Genomic DNA, 18,286 nt, shown 5'->3' on the forward strand with positions numbered 1-18,286 from the left:
CACATTAAAAGGACCACTATGTCTGACTTCACCACGATCCAATATACGTCCCAAGACGGTATCGCACACATCATCTTTAACCGGCCCGAGCGCCTGAATGCATTAGACAAAACGATGCTGCATGAGATTAACGACGCTGTTGATCGCGCTGAATCTGACGATACTGTGCGCGTTATCTTGGTGAGCGGATCTGGCCGTGCCTTTTCATCTGGCTTCGATTTAAAGGCCCAAATGGAAAGCCAACCGCAAGGGTCGAAAATCTGGCGTGACATTCTCGATCTCGACTTTAATACCACGATGCGCTTTTGGAATAGTCCCAAACCGACTATTGCCGCCGTTCATGGCGCGTGCATGGCAGGCGCGTTTGAAATAGCCCTCTCTTGCGATATTACAATCGCCGCAGAAGATGCTATTTTTGGTGAGCCTGAACTGAAATTTGGTGCAGGGATCGTGACCATGTTGTTGCCTTGGATGACAGGGCCGAAACAGGCAAAGGACATCATTTTTACTGGCGCAGACAGAATCAATGCGCAAGATGCACTTCGCATGGGATTTATCAGCCGTATTGTTCCGCAAGGCACGCATGTTGAGACGGGGCTTAGCATTGCTCGCGGGATTGCATTGGTAGATCCAGTCCTTGTCAGTCAAACAAAAAAGGCGCTGAATCGGACCTATGAACTTCAGGGAATGCAAAATGCGCTGAAAGAAGCGCTGGACATCGATCACGCGATTGAATCGAAGGGTTCACCGGATAAACGCGCATTCATGGACATCGCGCGAGAGCGCGGGATGCGGGCAGCGATCGCATGGCGTGATGCGCGCTTTGCTGAAGCACAGTCTACATGAACAAGCCGATTGCCACTATTGTTCTGGCGCAACTATTCGGTACATCGCTCTGGTTTAGCGCGAACAGTGCAGCAGACGATTTAATACGCCTCTGGGGATTAAGTGCAGCGGATATCGGTTGGTTAACCAATGCTGTTCAAGCCGGTTTTATCGTGGGGACGTTGGTTTTTGCTTTTACGGGTTTTGCGGATCGTTTCGCTGCCAGCAAGATATTTGCGGTCTGCTGCATCCTCGGCGCCATTTTTAACGGTCTCTTTGCTCTTTTGAGTACAGGGCTGGAAAGCGCCTTGTGGTTCCGGTTCGTCGTCGGTTTGTCTCTTGCCGGAATATATCCGTTGGGAATGAAACTTGTTGTCAGCTGGAATCCGCAAAGCGCCGGACGAAGTCTTGGCCTACTAGTTGGCATGCTAACGCTGGGCACGGCGTTGCCGCATGGAATACGGATGGTTGGCGGGATGGTTTCCTGGCAAGCGGTTATCCTGACATCCTCCGCGTTGGCGCTTGTCGGCGCGTTGATGGTTGGCTGGCTAGGCGATGGTCCGCACCTTCAACTGCGTGTCGATTCATCAAGCTCAATCGGTAACGTCATGGATGCATTCCGCGTAAAAGAATTTCGGGCATCCGCCTTCGGTTACTTTGGCCATATGTGGGAATTATATGCATTCTGGACCTTGGTGCCTGTCCTGCTTCTGGATGTGCTGTCCTCATCGGGATTGCCAACGCATCAAAGTATTTCTGGTTGGGCATTCGCGGTAATCGGTATCGGTGCGGTGGGCTGTATCGCCGGTGGCCTACTCAGCGAAAGAGTGGGCAGCGCACGCGTGGCATGGTGGGCGTTGGCGACCTCGGGCGCGATATGCCTGCTGTTTCCGCTTTTGCAAACTTTGCCGGTGTTCTGGAAGCTTGCATTAATGCTCCTGTGGGGCGTGGCAGTGGTCGCCGACTCGCCGCAGTTCTCAGCGATGTCAGTCAAGGCTTGTCCACCTGGATTAGTTGGCAGCGCGTTGGCAATTCAAAACAGCCTGGGATTTCTCCTCACAACCTTCGCGATTCTGATTACCACGTCGGCTTACCCAATAATCGGCAGCAAAGTCGCGTGGATTTTACTGCCAGGACCGATTTTTGGACTGATGAGTATGCGTTTATTATTGCGAGGAGCTTCAGTGGTTTTGCCTGTTCGTTGTGAGTAACGCTCTGCTAAATAGCCGAGATATGCTTTAAAACATACATAACCTGACGTCAAATTGCCGCAGCTAAATACGATGACGTGACACCACATCTCACGTCAATTCAATCAAATACGGCGTGAGGATGTCCGTCATCCAGCGCATTACCGCCTGAACGCGGGGTGCAAGCTGGTGGCGGTTGGCGTATAGCAGGGAAACAGGCATCGGGCACGCGGTGAACTCTGGCAGCACCAGAACTAATGATCCTTGATCAACCAATCGCTGCAGGCCGAGCGTCGGTGCCTGAATGAAGCCTAAACCAGCCAGAGCGGCCGCCTGATAGGCATCGGTGCCATTTACCGAGACCGCAGCGGGCATCGGTAAAGTTTTGTAGGCGTTATTCGCACGGTCGAAGTACTCCCATCCGGCATCGTTCGACGTCAGCTTTGGCGTGTAGTGCACGATGCGGTGTTGCGTCAGATCAGCGAGTGTCTGAGGCACGCCGTATTGGCTTAGGTAGTCTGGACTAGCGGCGTTTGACATTTGCATCAGCCCGATAGGACGGGCGACCAGATCGGCGTTTCCCAATACGCCTACGCGCAAGATGCAGTCGAATCCTTCTTGGATCAGATCTACGCGGCGGTCGGTTGTGCTAATGCCGATTTCCAGCAGCGGATGCGCGCTCAGGAATTCTGGCAGACGCGGAATGATGACATCGCGGGCGAAGACGTTCGGCATGTCGATTCTGAGCCGTCCTGTGAGGCCTCCCGACGCTGGTTGAAACATGACCTGAAGTTGTTCCGTTTCAATGAGCAACTCTTTGCAGCGATCAAGGAAGCGTTTGCCATCTTCGGTCAGACGCACACTACGCGTCGTTCGTTGTAGCAGGCGAGTACCGAGGCGCGCTTCTAGCTGCTGGATCGACGTCGATACATGGCCCTTTGCCAGCCCCAATTGTTCTGCGGCACGGCTGAAACTGGCTAAATCGGCCACTCTTGAAAAAATCCGAAGTTCATCAAAATCCATGGCTGCACGACCTTGATTGTTTTTATAAAAGAACAGTGTAACCAATTTTGATGGCTTTATCCTCGCTCAGGAAATGATTAAAGTTCATCTATCGCAACCTGTTTCGACAACTAAGGATTTTCAATGACTAATCAAACTTCTTCTGTAGCGCTCATTACTGGTGCTAGTCGCGGTCTCGGACGCAACACGGCGCTGAAGCTGGCCGAACGCGGCGTTGATGTAATCGTTACCTACAAGGGCAACGACGTTGAGGCACAAGCCGTGGTTCAGCAGATTCAGGCGCAAGGGCGTCGTGCAGTGGCTTTGCAACTTGATGTCGGCGACGCGAAGTCGTTTGCCGCGTTTGCCGAAACGGTAAAGACCGCGCTGGCGAATACTTGGCAGCGGGATCGCTTCGATTATCTCGTCAACAACGCCGGTGTTGGTTACCATGCGAGCCTGGAGGAAACCACGGAAGAACAGTTCGACATGCTGTTTAATATTCATCTGAAGGGCCCATTTTTCCTGACGCAAAAATTGCTGCCGCTGATGAATGATGGCGGTCGTATCGTGAATATCTCATCCGGTCTGACCCGTTTTACGTTTCCCGGACTTGCTGCCTATGCTGCAATGAAGGGCGGCGTCGAGGTGCTGACGCGGTACATGGCTAAAGAGCTTGGCGTGCGCGGCATCGCCGTCAATACGTTGGCACCGGGGGCGATCGAAACTGATTTCAGCGGTGGCATGGTGCGTGATAACGTCGAGATGAACACGGCTATAGCGAGCCAGACGGCGCTGGGACGCGTCGGTTTGCCCGATGACATCGGTGGGGCTGTCGCAGCCTTGCTCTCTGAGGACAATCGCTGGGTTAATGCACAGCGCGTCGAAGTCTCGGGCGGCATCTTCATCTAATCTACTGGCTGGAATTTCGGTGGGTTTTTAAGCGCCCAGCCTGAGTGGTTCTTTTTTTTTTGCGTGCAAAAGTGAGACCAAAACCTTGGCTTTGTTTGGCTGAAGAGTGATGATGTCTAAGGCTGTATTTAAAAGTTGAACGTATCTGAAAGCCCGCTTAAACGCGGGCTTTTTTGTGTGAATTTGATCGAATTGCAGACTTGAAGATCCTGAATAGTACGCAATAGAGTAAAGCATCAAGAGATTGTTGAAAATGCAATATTTCGAACTGTGTTAGATCAAGCCCCCAAATTTTATCTATTCGAGGCCTGAGGCTGGTTGCTTCGCAAAGCAACACAGTGTCACGCGTATCATCTTCTGTCTTGACCTGAACACGCGTCTTCAAACGCAATGCAGATTTGTATTTATACTAATCTATGGGAAAAATTGTCATCGGCATATCCGGCTGGCGTCATCCACCCTGGCGCTGCGTATTTTATCCAGAAGGCCTGAGGCAATAATGCAAACAATTGCTTTTGAGGAACTGCATCGATATGCATGAACAATTTTCATTGCCGGGCTTTGAGGCGGCGCTCCAGCCAACGGATCGTTTATTCTTCGCAATCATTCCAACGAAGGAGGCCGCCGCTCGCATTATTTATCAGGGAGAACATTTGCGTGATGAATACGGATTGAAAGGCAAATTATTTGGGGCGGGGCGCTTGCACGTGACTCTAAGTTATTTAGGTGATTATGTGGGGTTGTCGCCAGAGGTAGTAGAAGTGGCGATGGCGGCGGCTACAAGTGTCAATATGGCGCCATTTGATGTGACGTTTGATCGCGTCGCAAGTTTTCAGGGAAGACCGCGCAACCGTCCGTTTGTGATGCTGGCTGAGCAAGATAGCGAGAAAAATGCTTTATTGAAGGTTTTTCAGGCGTCGCTATCTGGCGCGCTGGACATCGCGCTAGAAAAAGTTGGTATCCGAATCGCACATCCGCATTACACACCGCACGTCACTTTGCTGTACGACAACCGCTTTGTTTCTAGTCGATCGATTGAGCCTATCAGTTGGACAGTGCGTGAATTCATTCTGGTCCACAGTTTACTCGGACGTACTCGCCATGTTCCGCTGGCGCGGTGGACGCTTTTGCCTTGATGCATCAAGGCGCGTCTACGCTTTCTTTACTCGCCATTAACATTTCTTTCTAAAGCATATTCGATGCAACGTGAATTGCATCGGACGTGTGCGAACGCGTAAAAAAATCTATAACTGGAATTTATTAATTTATAAAAATTACACAATATACTTTATTGTTTCGATCAAGAATAATGGGTGTGTCGGCTAAGCGATGCATGCGATGCGTTGATTCAATAAAGATGGCTTTCTTCGTCTGCCGATAAGAACAGATCGCTTTCTATCAAGAATGTCTGGCGCTAGTTAAACGCCTTATTTTTGTAAAAATCAGATTTCAACATTCTTTTTTGAGCAACTCTTCCAACATGACCTACACCATTTTTGTTACCGCCTCAAAGTTAGCGCCGGCAGGCATGCAGCGGCTTGAAAACGCCGGTTGCCGCGTACTGTTTTTAGATAAAACGCAAGATGCTGCGGAGGTCGAATCGATACTTGCGACAAATGCTGTTGATGCGGTGATTTCTCGTACCGTCGATTTGTCAGCCTTGGCAATCCGATCTTGCCCGACGTTGAAGGTGATTTCCAAGCATGGCGTCGGTGTCAGTAATATCGCTGTTAGTGCGGCAACCGAGCGGGCTATTCCCGTCTACGTAACACCCGGTGCCAACGCGCAATCGGTCGCCGAAATGACGATCGGTTTGATGCTTTCTGCCGCACGACGGATTCCGTGGATGGATCAGGAATTGCGTGCCGGTCGCTGGACGGACACTGGATAACACTACTGCAATAGCATTAATTATTGCAGAAGATGGCAGCATTCAAGGCGTGACGGTGGTCGGTGCGGATGGCTTGCGCAGAAAATTGCACGCGGGTGCAACCATTCTCGCCAGCGGTGGCTATCAAGGCAATCCAGAAATGTTGACGCGTTACATGGGGACGCGTGCGCGCTATATCCGTCCGGTGGCAAGTGGCGGTTATTACGATAAAGGCGAGGGCATTCGTATGGCGCTGGCGGCTGGCGCGGCACCTGCCGGTGATTTTTCTTCCTATCATTCTGAACCGATTGATCCACGCTCACGCCAACCTGGCGCGGTCGTTTTTATCTATCCCTACGGCATCTTGGTCAATACATCCGGCGAACGTTTTCTGGACGAGGCACCTGGTGCCAGCGATGCCAGCTACGATAATATTACGCGTGCCATCGCCGAGCAAAAAGAGGGCATTAGTTATGTCATCTTCGATGCGCAAGTTGAAGAAATTCCGCGCTGGAAAACCAGTATTCGATCCGAGGTTGCGCCGTTGTCAGCATCGAGTCTGGAATCGTTGTTGGCGCAATTAGGTTTGCCGCTCAGCGAAACATTGTCGACGATCGCACGGTATAACGCCGGATGCACATCGCAGCGTGCGTATTCGCCGCTGGAACTGGATGGTGTGGCAACTTCAGACGTGATTCCGCCAAAAAGTAACTGGGCGCGTCCGATTGAAAAAGGTCCGTTCTATGCATTTCCGATTATCTCTGGAAATTGCTTTACCTTTGGCGGGGTCAAGGTGAATGTCCACGCGCAAGTGCTGGACAACGATGGCAAGGTGTTATCAGGGCTGTATGCCGCAGGTGAAACCGTCGGCTTGTATCACCAGGTATATACCGGCTCAACTTCAGTATTACGTGGACTGGTCTTCGGTAGGTTGGCGGCGCAACATATCGCGCAACTGTAACGGGTTTTGTTGCAGATATTCTTCTAGCCGCTGATTGCTGCGTTGATTCTACGCAGCGGTTACTTGGCCATTACATTTTTTTAAATTTATATTGCTGGTTGATCGGCATCCTTTCAACCAGGAATATTTCTTTGAATTGTTTCGATATGACAGCACCTGAACCATACCTGTTTGGTAACCAGCAATTGCATCACGGTTTGGGGACACTTACCCGTATCCTCGGTGGTTTGGCGGCGGATGCGCCTCACGCAGTGCGGATCAATCGTATCCGGGAATATTGCGATTACTCTCGGGTGGGATTTGGCACGGCGTGGGCGTCGCTGGTGAAATCCAATTTGGTTCGTCGCGATGAGCAACAACCTGATCATTGGCGGCTTGCCCACGATCTTGGTGCTATCACGCTGGAAGACCTTGTGCATTGCGTTTTTGCGCAGAGTAGAAAGGACGACGATGAAACGCTGGCAGAGATAAGTACATCAGAGCGATTGTCGAAGGATGTGGATATTTTCTTATCGCAAGCCACAATAGAAATTAATCAGCAGGCTTTTAAGTATCTGCGCTGTACTTCGTTGGAGCGGCTTAAACGCAGAACACAGGTGCTGCATTCGTTTGCCGCGCCAATGTGTTGGAACAAAAAAATATAGCTATCCCGGCCTGATTTTATTTGTTTTTGGTCACGCGGAATTGGTCGGATTATTTAGTGATATTTGATCAGTGCCGCGCGCAGCGATTCGCGCTCGGAAGGTTCCGGTTCGACTAAATAATGCAGCTTCCCTGCAATCATCGTCGCTACCGCCAGGCCATCGCGGAATAACACGCGATTGCCCGTTAGCGCCGGGACTTTTTCACCCGACAGTAACGTTCCTGATAGATTGAGCGGATCGACTCCCGAGACGCAAACCAGACTGGCATCGGCTGGCCGTCTACGGACTTCACGTAGTAGTGGAATGGCTTCCGGCAACGCAAATTGCTCACCTGCCAAACCACCGACGAAACGGCCGCCGCGGATGTCGCCGCGTGCTTCCAGGCGATGAAAAACTGGCAGCAATTCGCGCCATGGCGGTAGCCATTCTGCTTCCCTCTCCAGCATTCGCCAGAACACGACACCGTAGCGGCGCAGCAAGGTCAGGGCAATGTGTTCTAGGACTTTTGGATCGGTGCGCGGTTTTCTGTGCGAGATCGGTAGTAGCGTGGTGTCCGTATCGTTGTCAGGGCTCGTCTTATCGCGCCGTACCGAGGCCCAGCGGCCAGCTTCATCCATGCGGTTAGCCATCGCAACGCCATGATGCCGACGTCTGCTATGGCTAGTGCGTTTGTTGGCCGACGGCAGCAGCGCCCGCAACCCGGCAAAACTATCGGCGTTGACTAGGCCGAGCGAGACTAATTCACCTAGCGCGTTCTCTAACTCAATGGGTAGTAAACGGGTATCGGTCAGCAGTTCATCGAAAAACATCGCACCGTCGCGCAACAGAGCCGCGTGTACGCGTTCGGCGCGGGCCGCTATGTCAGGCTTGCTATTTCCGCTCCCTTTCTCGTTGAGCAGCGCATTCCAGATGGCCCGATTGCGTCGTGGTAGTAATACAATCGGCGTCGTACGAACCGGACCGCCAGTTGTGCTGCCAGCTCTGCTCACAGGGATGCGGGCCCAGACAACTTTTCCCGCACGACATAGTTCATCCAGCCAAGGTGCTGAATAGTCTTCCAGTCTGACTGGTAGGATGTCGCTTTCCCAAGCACCCGCGGCGGCTTCAAATCCTTCCAGTTGAGTGATGATTTCCGATAGTGCGTCACGTCCTTGCAATTGCGAACCCGGCGTCAAGTGTTGCCAGTCGAACAGAAAACGCATGAAATCTTGTCGTTCGACAGGTTCGATTTCTCGCCGCAAACGTTTGATGGTGTAACGATGGATGCGCGCCAGCAAGTGTCGTTCACACCATTCTTCAGCGGTTGCGCCGGGGGTGAAATGGCCGCGCATGATATGGCCTTCGGTTTCAAGATGTGCCAAAGCGATTGCCGCCGTCGTGGTTTGCATCGCGAGCGGCTGCGCAATTGCAGACAGTGACTGCGGGCCGAAACAGGTCAGGCGGGCACGTAAAATATCGTTGATCGCCTCATCTCGATCCCATTCAATACGGCAAATTTCGGGCAATTTTAGCGACGGCTGAAAGTTTGCTTCCGGGTAGATTGCCTGCATGCACGTCACCCTTTCGACCGGCAGCCATAAAGATATTTCTTTCCATTGCATCTGCGTTGCCCGACCGCTTTCAGCGAGTGCGTTCAGCCATTCCTCCCAGCCATCGTACTGATTGACTTCTGCTTGCGTTACACAAGCCAGACTCATCAGCGCTTCGTGCATTTCATCGGTATCGCGCACGCGTGGCCAGGCTTCCTCACGCACGCTTGCAATGGCATCTGCATCCAGCGCGCCCAAATCGTCAGCCGAATGGGGATCGGTCCAGCGACGATTAATAACGGCTTGTGTGCGGCGTTCTTCCAACGGCGCGTCATCCAAAAAAGCATACGGACGAGCATTCAATATTTCCATCGCCAGCGGTGACGGCGCAGGCAGATCGCGGGCGATCAATGTGAGCTGACCTTGTTCCATGCGCCGTAGGATCGCTAGCCAGCCGTCGCTGTCCATTGCATCGTGCAGGCAATCGGTGATGGTCTGCTCTACCAAAGGATGATCTGGCAGAGTACGTTCGCCAACGACGTTTTCCAGACAGGCTGCCTGATCGGGAAATACCGCAGCCAGCAGGTCTTCGCTTTTCATTCGTTGCAACTGTGGCGGTACTTTGCGGCCGCCGCTGTAGCGCGGCAGTGCCAGCGCGGTCGTCGCGTTCCAGCGCCAGCGTACATTAAACAGCGGGGCATCCAGCACTGCCTGAATCAGCAGATGCTCTGCATTGCCAGAGCGCAAGTAACGCCATACTTCGTCCAGCCCAAAACTATGATTGCCCGATAGCGATAAGACGATGGCATCTTCGGTCGCCGCAGCTTGCAATTCAAAATTAAAAGTGCGGCAAAATCGCTTGCGCAGCGCCAGACCCCAGGCACGATTAATACGGCTGCCAAAGGGTAAATGCAATACCAATTGCATGCCGCCGGATTCGTCGAAAAAGCGTTCCATCACCAAAGTGTCTTGCGTTGGCAGCGCCCCCAGCGCGGCGCGTGCGCGGGCCAGATAATCGACGATCTGGCGTGCGGCAACGTCATCTATGCCGACATGATCTACCAACCAATCGATGGCAGCGTTTAAGTTTTGGGGCGCGCGAATTAACGGCTGGGCAGTGGCGTCGTCATTCACGGGCATCGCCGTTGAGACTAGCGTCACTTCAGGGATTGAGAGCCGGCGATCGATTTCTCCGCGTAGCCGGGCGACGCCAGCTGAAAGTTCGTCGCTGCGGCCCGGCGCTTCGCCCAGCCAAAAGGGAATATTCGGCGCAGCGCCATGGGCGTCCTCAACGCGCACGCGTCCTGCTTCTATGCGCAGGATGCGGTACGACGTATTGCCTAATTGAAAAACATCGCCTGCCAGACTTTCTACCGCGAAATCTTCGTTGACGGTGCCGATGATGTGGCCCTGCGGTTCTAGTAATACCGTGTAGTCGGCATTGTCCGGAATCGTGCCGCCCGATGTGACGGCGGTTAGTTTGCTGCCACGTCGACCGCGCAGCGTACCGGCAATCGCATCGCGGTGAAGATAGACGCCGCGCACGCCATTGCGACCGGTATAGCCATCGGCCAGCATCCTTAAGACCGCATTATATTGGGTGCGCGTCAATTCTGCGTAGGGTTCGGCACAGCGGATCAGCGCGAATAACGCATCTTCAGACCATTCCTGACAAGCGACCTCCGCCACGATTTGTTGCGATAAAACGTCTAACGGCGCACGCGGGACATGGAGCGCATCGAGTTCGTTGCGCCGCACGCAATCTAATAGCGCCGCGCATTCAATCAAGTCATCACGGGAGGTTGGGAAAAGGCGGCCTTTGGGTACGCCGCCAACTTGATGTCCCGAGCGGCCCACGCGTTGTAGCAGTGCGGCTATGTTACGGGGCGAGCCGACCTGACAGACCAGATCGACATCGCCGATATCGATACCTAACTCTAGCGAGGCGGTGGCAATCAATACTCGCAATTCACCGCGCTTAAGTCGTTGTTCCGCGTCTAGACGGTATTCTTTCGCCAGACTGCCATGATGGGCAGCGACGGCCGCCGTACCGAGACGTTCGGACAAATGGCGTGCAGCACGTTCCGCCATGCGTCGTGTGTTGACGAATACCAGCGTTGTACGATGCAATACAGCCAATTCGGCCATGCGGTCATAGACGCGTTCCCAAACGTCGTTCGCCATGACTGCTTCAAGTGGTATCGGCGGTAATTCAAGCGCCAGATCACGCCGATGAACACGGCCCACGTCGACAATGGCACATTCGCCATTGCCTGTACGTCCAACCAGAAATCGCGCTACCAAATCCAGTGGCTTTTGGGTTGCCGACAACCCGATGCGGGTAGGCCGTTGCGCACAAAGCGCGTCCAATCGTTCCAGGCTGAGCGCCAGATGGCTGCCGCGTTTACTGCCAGCAACGGCATGGATTTCGTCGACGATAACGGTGCGGGTGTTGCTCAACATAGCGCGACCGCTATCCGAGCACAGCAGCACATACAGAGATTCGGGTGTCGTCACCAGAATATGTGGCGCACGCTTGCGCATTGCCTGCCGTTCCTGTGCCGTGGTGTCGCCGGTGCGCACGGCGGTGCGAATGCCGGGATCGGGCAAACCCATGCGGGCTAGCTCACGGGTTATACCTTCCAGCGGTGCTTGCAAATTCACGCGGATATCGTTGGAGAGGGCTTTTAATGGGGAAATATAGATGACGGTGGTGGCGTCTGGCAGTACGCCGCCGTTTGCGACGGCTTGATGGACCAGTTCGTCAATGGCAGCTAAAAAAGCGGTAAAGGTTTTGCCTGATCCGGTCGGGGCTGCGACTAAGGTCGGGCGTCCGCTGCGGATTAAGGGCCACGCCCGCTGTTGCGCTTCCGTTGCCCGTGGAAACGCGCTGCGGAACCATGCAGCGACAGCGGGGTGGAAATTATCCCAGTTGTCTACGGCGGGGTGTGGGGTAGCCATGAAATATTATAGAGCGGAGCAGCGATTCGCATATCGCGTAATCCTGTTTTTTGTAGGTTTTGTCGGGCTACCACCGACAAAACCCACTGCGGCTTGCTAACTGTCTAATCAACCGTCAACCAAAAACCTTGTCTAAATTGCTGGCGAGAATGCAACTTAATTTTTTCGGAGTGCGTTGGCGCACTCGCGCACCAACGCCGGTCCGCGATAAATTAGCCCACTATAAAGTTGCACTAATGCTGCGCCTGCCGCCATTTTTTCTTTTGCATCAGCGCCGTTTAAAATCCCGCCAACGCCAATAATTGGGATCGCCTCGCCTAATTCAGCGCGCAACTGGCGGATAACGGCGTTAGACAACGCAAATACTGGCGCGCCGGATAAGCCACCTGCCTCGTTTTCGTGCGGCAATCCTTTGACTGCATCCCGGGTAATGGTGGTGTTGGTGGCGATCACGCCATCCATTTTGTGGCGCAATAGGGCATCAGCAATGGCTTTAATTTGTTCTGCATCGATATCCGGTGCAATTTTTAACGCTACAGGAACGTAACGCTTATGTTGATCTGCTAACTTTTGCTGCGCCTGCTTGAGCTGCGACAACAACGCATCTAGCTCAGACGCACCTTGCAATTGACGCAGGTTTTTTGTGTTTGGCGATGAGATGTTGACGGTGACATATGTTGCGTACGGATAGACTTTTTCGAGACAATACAGATAATCGTCCGCCGCATTTTCTATCGGTGTGGCGGCATTCTTCCCGATATTCAGGCCGAGTACACCAACGCGCTCTTGATAGAATTTTGATGATTGCACGTTGCGGACAAACGCATCCACGCCGCCATTGTTGAATCCCATGCGATTAATGATGGCTTGCGCTGCTGGCAGCCGAAACATGCGCGGGCGAGGATTGCCAGGTTGTGGTTTTGGAGTGACGGTGCCGATTTCAATTGACCCAAATCCCAGCGCCGCCAAGCCGTCGATAGTAGCGCCATCTTTATCCAGACCCGCGGCTAATCCAACCGGATTTGGGAAGGTAATCCCCATGACAACTCGTGGATCTGGCGCTGGTTTTGGCAATAATCCGGTAAGGCCCATGGCTTGCGCGCGGCGTAAGGCCGTCATCGTCAGGTGATGGGCAGATTCTGGATCTAACGAGAATAGGGCAGGACGGGCGAGGTTATACAGGAGTTTGGATGGCACGATTTTGAATGGTAGTGGTGATTAGAGTGCGTTGGCGGATGCTGAAATGCGCCAAATAGCATGGAACGCGCATCAGCAGCCGACTATTCTAACGCACCCCATTCGTTTTCTCGTAGCGCTTCCAACGGTCTGAAGTTGATTTTATAGGCCATTTTCGGACTATTTTTGATCCAATAGCCCAGATATACGTAATCCATCTCAAGTTGTTGCGCCTGTTTGATCTGCCACAAAATACTGTAAGTCCCAAACGATGCACCTGCGACATCAGGATCATAGAAGGTGTAGACCGAGGACAGGCCGTCGCTGAGCACGTCGATAATGCTGACGATGCGCAAGGTGCCGTCAGGTTCGCGAAACTCTACTAATCGCGTATTTACTTTGCTCTGCAACAGAAATTGGGCGTATTGATCGCGGCTGTCCTGATCCATGCCACCACCGGCATGGCGAGAAATTTGATAGCGCAGATATAGTTCGTAATGCTCGTGCACATACGCCAGATTGGTCACTAATCCGGTCAAATTATGATGCTTGTCCCAGGCGCGACGTTGACTACGATTGGGCGTAAATGCACTTACTTGTGTACGCACGGGTGTGCAGGCCTGACACCCATCGCAACAAGGGCGGTAGGTGAATATCCCACTGCGTCGAAAGCCATTTTTGACCAGCTCAGAATAGACATCGGCGTTGATCAAATGCGATGGCGTGGCCACCAGCGAACGGGCTTGGTGACCGCTCAGATAGCTGCATGCATAAGGCGCTGTTGCGTAGAACTGCAGGGTGGAAAATGGAAGGTCTTTTAAGTGCGTCATAAGTATCCTGACAGATTCGATAAATGTAATTTACACCGTAAGAGTGATGTCGTGTTATTTCAACCACGCCAAAAATCCCTATTCGATGGACCATTGATTTACATTCAGCACCCTTTATGCCGGGAATAACGGAAGCGGTCGCCAGTCATCAATTTGCGGATAGTTTATCGCCAGGCGCAGATGCCGCATAAAGACATCGCGGGAAATCGGTGCCGCACCGAGGGACGCGAGATGCGGGGTTTCTTGCTGACAGTCAATCATGGTGACGCCATTTTGATGCAAGAAGCGGACCAAATAAGCCAGTGCAATTTTGGAAGCATCGGTGACGCGGGCGAACATTGATTCGCCGTAAAACATCCTGCCAATGCTGACGCCATAGGCACCGCCGACCAGCGCGCCATCTAGCCAGACTTCAACTGAATGCGCATAACCAAGGCGATGCAGCGCCCGATAGCCAACGATGATGTCGTCTGAAATCCAGGTGCCTTGACCGTCTCGGCGCGGTCCCGCACAGGCGCGCATGACGTCTTCAAAAGCGGAATCGAAACGGACTTCCCAACGGCCATCGGTCTGTGTACTGCGGTGAATTTTGCGCAACGTTTTTTGTAAACTGGCGGATATTTGAAAGTGTTCGGTTTGCAGCACCATGCGTGGATTGGTACTCCACCAAAGGATAGGCTGACCTTCGGAAAACCAAGGGAAAATCCCGTGTTGATAGGCTTTGAGCAGACGATGCGGCGACAAATCCGCGCCAGCGGCGAGCAGTCCTGGCGCGCCGTCTTCTTCGCCCAACGCCCTCGATACATCAGGGAAAGGCGTATCAATTTCTAACCACGGAATCATTGCAGAGGCCTAAAAGTAATGGTGATAGCAATGTTATCTGTTATGCCCTATGCGGGCGAATGTCAAAGATTTGCGTCGCATATTTAATTATTTTAAAGTCAATGGACGGCCTTAAGTAACTTTATTGATAAGTTTTAAGTAGATGTGATGACTCTGAAACGCTTTTCATTAAGCCATGCTGGCAGCTAAGGGTAATCGTGCGCCGACAAATATGGAGAAAATGCCCGCCACACTTATTAACAATATTTACCTCCTTTGCCCGTCCAATTATTCCTTATTTGCGGGCTATTTGCAGACTTCACAGTTATCTTCATGCGGGGGGAAATGGTGCAAATAGATTAACTCGCTCTATTTTGGTGCATTTTTTTGGCTTGTAGGCCGCCGTCCGGCTAAAACTTCGCTTTAATGGCACATTGCGATGGCCTGCTATTTGCTGAGGATAAATATTATTAAATAGCATTATCTGAAAGAATGGAGATGTTAGCCACCATGCATGACTCAGCTTCCCCGGCTTGCCCAGTCCCCATTATTTCAGAAAGGATTCACACGTCTACTCCACCGATATCTTTTTCTCTGCGCGCTGCATTGACGCAGGTAAGCACGCCTGATTTTGTCGAGCAGGCTGCCTCTTTTGGACGTTGGTGGCACGATGTTGAAACCGGCCAGCTGGTGTTGTCAGTTAGCGCGGCCGAAATGCTAGGCGTTGAAGCCGGCTGGCAACCTACCTTGGAAAGTTGTTCGAGGTATGTCTTGCCGGATGATGTCTTAATGCTGGTGTCAGCGCTAACAACAAGCGGCACAACTGGCATGCACGATGAGTGCGAGTTTCGCGTCATGAATGAAAGCGGTGGCTTACGTTGGTTGCGCCTGATGCCGTTGCCGCAAACAGCGGTGAAGCAGGATGTTCGCAGCGGCATTTTATTGGAGACTACTTCTTCGAAACATGCGGCAATACGTGAACGGCTGAGTATCGAATCCACACAGTTTTTAGTCGGCACCGATACCTTGGGCGATGCCGTGACGAAGGTGATTCAGCTTGTATGCGAAAACCTCGGATGGGAGTGGGGCGCTTATTGGGCAGTGGAATCGGATCAGATCGAGACGCAGCAACTTGCCTGCAAATATTTTTGGCACGACCCCCAATATCCGCTGAGTGCGTTCACCGATGAGAGCTGTACCCTGCGGATGGCATCCGGTGCGGGATTGGTGGGGCAGGTTTGGCAATCCGGCGAAGCACGCTGGATAGAAGATTTGGTACGCAATCAGGGTTTTTTGCGCTACAACAGCGCTGAGGAATGTCGCTTGCGCTCAGGCTATGTTTTTCCCGTTGTTTACGTCACCGAGGACGGGCACCGCCACAGTCCTGGCGTGCTGGAATTTTATAGCCGACTATCGCGTCAGCGCGAAGCGCAATTGCCGCATCTTTCAGCGACTATCGGCGCGCTGATTGCGCAGACGGCACAACGTCTCGAACAGCAAGAAACTATCCGCCAACTAGCGCAGATCGACGGCTTGACCGAGCTTGCCAACCGTACGCATTTTTATCGGATGCTAGATAAAAAATGCGCAGACACGGCCACTTCGGATGCGACTTTTGGGTTGATATTTATCGATCTGGACCGCTTCAAGCCTGTGAACGATGCTTTCGGTCACGAAGCCGGGAACGTGGTGTTGCAGGAGTTTGCGCAACGCTTGTCAGCACTGGCGCCAGCCGGGAGCTATGTGGGACGTCTTGGTGGCGATGAATTCGCGATTCTGTTGATTCCCGAGGATGCAATATTGCCGCTCGATACATTGTTGGATGTACTTGGTCAGCGCGTATTGCAGGCGGCGCGGCTGCCGTTCATGTTTGAGAACAATGAGATAACAGTGTCAGCCAGTATCGGCATTAGCATGTTCCCTGAAAATGGCATGACTAGCCCAGAACTATTGCGTAGCGCGGACGCGGCAATGTATCGGATCAAAAAAACGGGGCGTAATGCGCTCAGTTTTTTTTCTACCAGCACCTCGCATACGCTTGCTGTGGAACAGTCGGACGTGGCGCAACGATTGACAATGGAAGCGCAGTTGCATCAGGCATTGGCGGACAATGCGTTCTTCCTGGAATATCAGCCGATCTTCGATAGCAGCGGGCAACATATCCACGCAGTCGAAGCGCTTATTCGGTGGCGTCGGCCAAATGGGGAGGTTGTGCGTCCCGATATTTTTATTCCGATTGCAGAGCAAAGCAGTTTGATTGTGCATATCGGGCGCTGGGTCCTGCGGCAAGCTTGCAACGATCTTGCGCAATTACATCGGTCCGGATTCAGCGGTTTACAAATGCATGTCAATATGGCCGCATCGGAATTTACCGATAGCGATCTGCCGAATGAATTGAGCGCAATTTTGAAGGCGTCGGGCATCCATTCAAGCCATCTATGTCTGGAGTTAACCGAGGGAATGGTGATGCAGCAACCGGGCCGCGTTATCCCGGTGATGCGGGCCTTGCGACAACTCGGCGTGGACATCAGTCTTGATGATTTTGGGATGGGCTATTCTTCGCTATCGCGCTTAAAAAATCTTCCTATTTCGTCGATCAAGATTGATCGCTCATTCGTGAGCGGTTTGCCGAATCAAAAAGAAGATAAAGCGATTGTGCGTACCATTCTTGAGTTAGGCCGACACATGAATTTACGGGTTATCGCCGAGGGCGTTGAAACCGATGCGCAGTTGGCCTATTTACGTCAATATGGCTGTAGCCTGATTCAGGGTTTTGTACTGAGTCGACCACGACCGATTGATACTTTGATTGCTTTGTATCAACGTGTTTAATGTAACTTAATCGGTGCGCATCGGCTTGTAGATATCTTCAGTATGAAGACTGAAGCTGGCACCATTTTCTTGCACCCGTTTGAGGTCATCAAAAAAAGCTTTTAATGTATAAGCAACGGTTGGAAAAGCGATGTTTTCCCAAGGGATTTGCGCTTCGGTGAACATTTCGACTTCCAGACTTTCGATGCCAGCGGCGTAGTCAAGATCGAGTAATGTAGCGCGATAAAATAAATGGACCTGATGCACGTGCGGGACATTGATCATGGAGAAGAGGCCGTGCAGCTGAATTTTGGCACCGGCTTCTTCTTCTGTCTCGCGGCGCGCTGCGTCTTCGGTGGTTTCGTTGTTTTCCATGAAACCCGCTGGCAACGTCCAGTATCCATGGCGCGGTTCAATGGCGCGTTTGCAGAGCAAAATGCTGACTTGGCCCTCGTGCTCCCATACTGGAATTGAGCCGACGACCATCTTTGGATTCTGATAATGGATAGTGCCGCAATTGCTGCATACAAAGCGCATGCGCGTGTCGTCAGGTGGGATTTGCAGAGATACAGGATGTGCGCATTCGGAGCAGAATTTCATAGGTAGCGTATCAAAGGTCTGGGCACAATGTTTTTAATGGCGCTTCATTGTGCGTTGAAATGAATTGTTACCCTAGATCAGGGGCCTGATTACCGGTATTTAGTTTTAATGCCGAACACGGCAGTGTATCACCGCAGCATTGAAATGGACTTT

General features: G+C 52.3%; 14 protein-coding genes. 8 read left to right on the forward strand and 6 right to left on the reverse strand.

Annotated features, from left to right (window positions below):
- The first annotated feature begins 18 nt into the window (after window positions 1-18).
- Window positions 19-846 carry an enoyl-CoA hydratase/isomerase family protein gene (locus C7W93_RS00365; protein ID WP_108438249.1) on the forward strand — a complete coding sequence of 276 codons (828 nt, stop codon included), beginning with the start codon at window positions 19-21 and terminating at the stop codon, window positions 844-846.
- The gene (locus C7W93_RS00370) at window positions 843-2,036 is read left to right on the forward strand and encodes an MFS transporter (protein WP_108438250.1); all 1,194 of its coding nucleotides are present in this window, start codon (window positions 843-845) and stop codon (window positions 2,034-2,036) included. The genes C7W93_RS00365 and C7W93_RS00370 overlap by 4 nt, the downstream gene beginning before the upstream one ends.
- Window positions 2,037-2,126: 90 nt before the next feature.
- Here C7W93_RS00370 and C7W93_RS00375 read toward each other — a convergent pair whose 3' ends face one another.
- Window positions 2,127-3,038, reverse strand: a complete 912-nt coding sequence (locus C7W93_RS00375; protein ID WP_108440390.1) for a LysR family transcriptional regulator — start codon at window positions 3,036-3,038, stop codon at window positions 2,127-2,129.
- A gap of 123 nt (window positions 3,039-3,161) precedes the next feature.
- On the opposite strand from C7W93_RS00375, the gene C7W93_RS00380 reads away from it, so the two are divergent.
- From C7W93_RS00380 to C7W93_RS00405, 5 genes are all read left to right on the forward strand, one after another.
- On the forward strand, window positions 3,162-3,929 hold the full coding sequence (locus C7W93_RS00380; protein WP_108438251.1) for an SDR family NAD(P)-dependent oxidoreductase: 768 nt from the start codon (window positions 3,162-3,164) through the stop codon (window positions 3,927-3,929).
- A gap of 533 nt (window positions 3,930-4,462) precedes the next feature.
- The gene (locus C7W93_RS00390) at window positions 4,463-5,065 is read left to right on the forward strand and encodes a 2'-5' RNA ligase family protein (protein ID WP_108438253.1); all 603 of its coding nucleotides are present in this window, start codon (window positions 4,463-4,465) and stop codon (window positions 5,063-5,065) included.
- 344 nt (window positions 5,066-5,409) lie between these two features.
- The gene (locus tag C7W93_RS00395) at window positions 5,410-5,820 is read left to right on the forward strand and encodes a hypothetical protein (protein ID WP_108438254.1); all 411 of its coding nucleotides are present in this window, start codon (window positions 5,410-5,412) and stop codon (window positions 5,818-5,820) included.
- Window positions 5,792-6,760, forward strand: a complete 969-nt coding sequence (locus C7W93_RS00400) for an FAD-binding protein (protein ID WP_225869713.1) — start codon at window positions 5,792-5,794, stop codon at window positions 6,758-6,760. Before C7W93_RS00395 ends, C7W93_RS00400 begins: the two co-directional genes overlap by 29 nt.
- A gap of 146 nt (window positions 6,761-6,906) precedes the next feature.
- On the forward strand, window positions 6,907-7,404 hold the full coding sequence (locus C7W93_RS00405; protein ID WP_108438256.1) for a hypothetical protein: 498 nt from the start codon (window positions 6,907-6,909) through the stop codon (window positions 7,402-7,404).
- Between the two features lie 53 nt (window positions 7,405-7,457).
- On the opposite strand, the gene C7W93_RS00410 is transcribed toward C7W93_RS00405, so the two are convergent.
- From C7W93_RS00410 to aat, 4 genes are all read right to left on the reverse strand, one after another.
- A complete protein-coding gene (locus C7W93_RS00410) occupies window positions 7,458-11,894 on the reverse strand; it encodes a DEAD/DEAH box helicase (RefSeq protein ID WP_108438257.1) in 4,437 nt (1,478 codons plus the stop codon).
- Window positions 11,895-12,050: 156 nt separating this feature from the next.
- Window positions 12,051-13,091 carry a quinone-dependent dihydroorotate dehydrogenase gene (locus C7W93_RS00415; RefSeq protein ID WP_108438258.1) on the reverse strand — a complete coding sequence of 347 codons (1,041 nt, stop codon included), beginning with the start codon at window positions 13,089-13,091 and terminating at the stop codon, window positions 12,051-12,053.
- Window positions 13,092-13,174: 83 nt separating this feature from the next.
- The gene (locus tag C7W93_RS00420) at window positions 13,175-13,900 is read right to left on the reverse strand and encodes an arginyltransferase (protein WP_108438259.1); all 726 of its coding nucleotides are present in this window, start codon (window positions 13,898-13,900) and stop codon (window positions 13,175-13,177) included.
- Window positions 13,901-14,014: 114 nt separating this feature from the next.
- Window positions 14,015-14,743, reverse strand: a complete 729-nt coding sequence (gene aat / locus C7W93_RS00425) for a leucyl/phenylalanyl-tRNA--protein transferase (protein WP_108438260.1) — start codon at window positions 14,741-14,743, stop codon at window positions 14,015-14,017.
- Between the two features lie 489 nt (window positions 14,744-15,232).
- On the opposite strand from aat, the gene C7W93_RS00430 reads away from it, so the two are divergent.
- The gene (locus C7W93_RS00430) at window positions 15,233-17,554 is read left to right on the forward strand and encodes an EAL domain-containing protein (protein WP_108440391.1); all 2,322 of its coding nucleotides are present in this window, start codon (window positions 15,233-15,235) and stop codon (window positions 17,552-17,554) included.
- 6 nt (window positions 17,555-17,560) lie between these two features.
- On the opposite strand, the gene C7W93_RS00435 is transcribed toward C7W93_RS00430, so the two are convergent.
- On the reverse strand, window positions 17,561-18,133 hold the full coding sequence (locus tag C7W93_RS00435; RefSeq protein ID WP_108438261.1) for an NUDIX hydrolase: 573 nt from the start codon (window positions 18,131-18,133) through the stop codon (window positions 17,561-17,563).
- Between the last annotated feature and the right edge of the window lie 153 nt (window positions 18,134-18,286).

Origin of the sequence: Glaciimonas sp. PCH181, assembly GCF_003056055.1 — a bacterium.
GTDB lineage: Bacteria > Pseudomonadota > Gammaproteobacteria > Burkholderiales > Burkholderiaceae_D > Glaciimonas.

Coding starts and splice junctions, on each gene's coding strand:
- C7W93_RS00365 (WP_108438249.1), top strand. CDS start 19: ATGTCTGACTTCACCACGATCCAATATACGTCCCAAGACGGTATCGCA.
- C7W93_RS00430 (WP_108440391.1), top strand. CDS start 15,233: ATGCATGACTCAGCTTCCCCGGCTTGCCCAGTCCCCATTATTTCAGAA.
- C7W93_RS00405 (WP_108438256.1), top strand. CDS start 6,907: ATGACAGCACCTGAACCATACCTGTTTGGTAACCAGCAATTGCATCAC.
- C7W93_RS00410 (WP_108438257.1), bottom strand. CDS start 11,894: ATGGCTACCCCACACCCCGCCGTAGACAACTGGGATAATTTCCACCCC.
- C7W93_RS00395 (WP_108438254.1), top strand. CDS start 5,410: ATGACCTACACCATTTTTGTTACCGCCTCAAAGTTAGCGCCGGCAGGC.
- C7W93_RS00420 (WP_108438259.1), bottom strand. CDS start 13,900: ATGACGCACTTAAAAGACCTTCCATTTTCCACCCTGCAGTTCTACGCA.
- C7W93_RS00390 (WP_108438253.1), top strand. CDS start 4,463: ATGCATGAACAATTTTCATTGCCGGGCTTTGAGGCGGCGCTCCAGCCA.
- C7W93_RS00380 (WP_108438251.1), top strand. CDS start 3,162: ATGACTAATCAAACTTCTTCTGTAGCGCTCATTACTGGTGCTAGTCGC.
- C7W93_RS00370 (WP_108438250.1), top strand. CDS start 843: ATGAACAAGCCGATTGCCACTATTGTTCTGGCGCAACTATTCGGTACA.
- C7W93_RS00375 (WP_108440390.1), bottom strand. CDS start 3,038: ATGGATTTTGATGAACTTCGGATTTTTTCAAGAGTGGCCGATTTAGCC.
- C7W93_RS00435 (WP_108438261.1), bottom strand. CDS start 18,133: ATGAAATTCTGCTCCGAATGCGCACATCCTGTATCTCTGCAAATCCCA.
- aat (WP_108438260.1), bottom strand. CDS start 14,743: ATGATTCCGTGGTTAGAAATTGATACGCCTTTCCCTGATGTATCGAGG.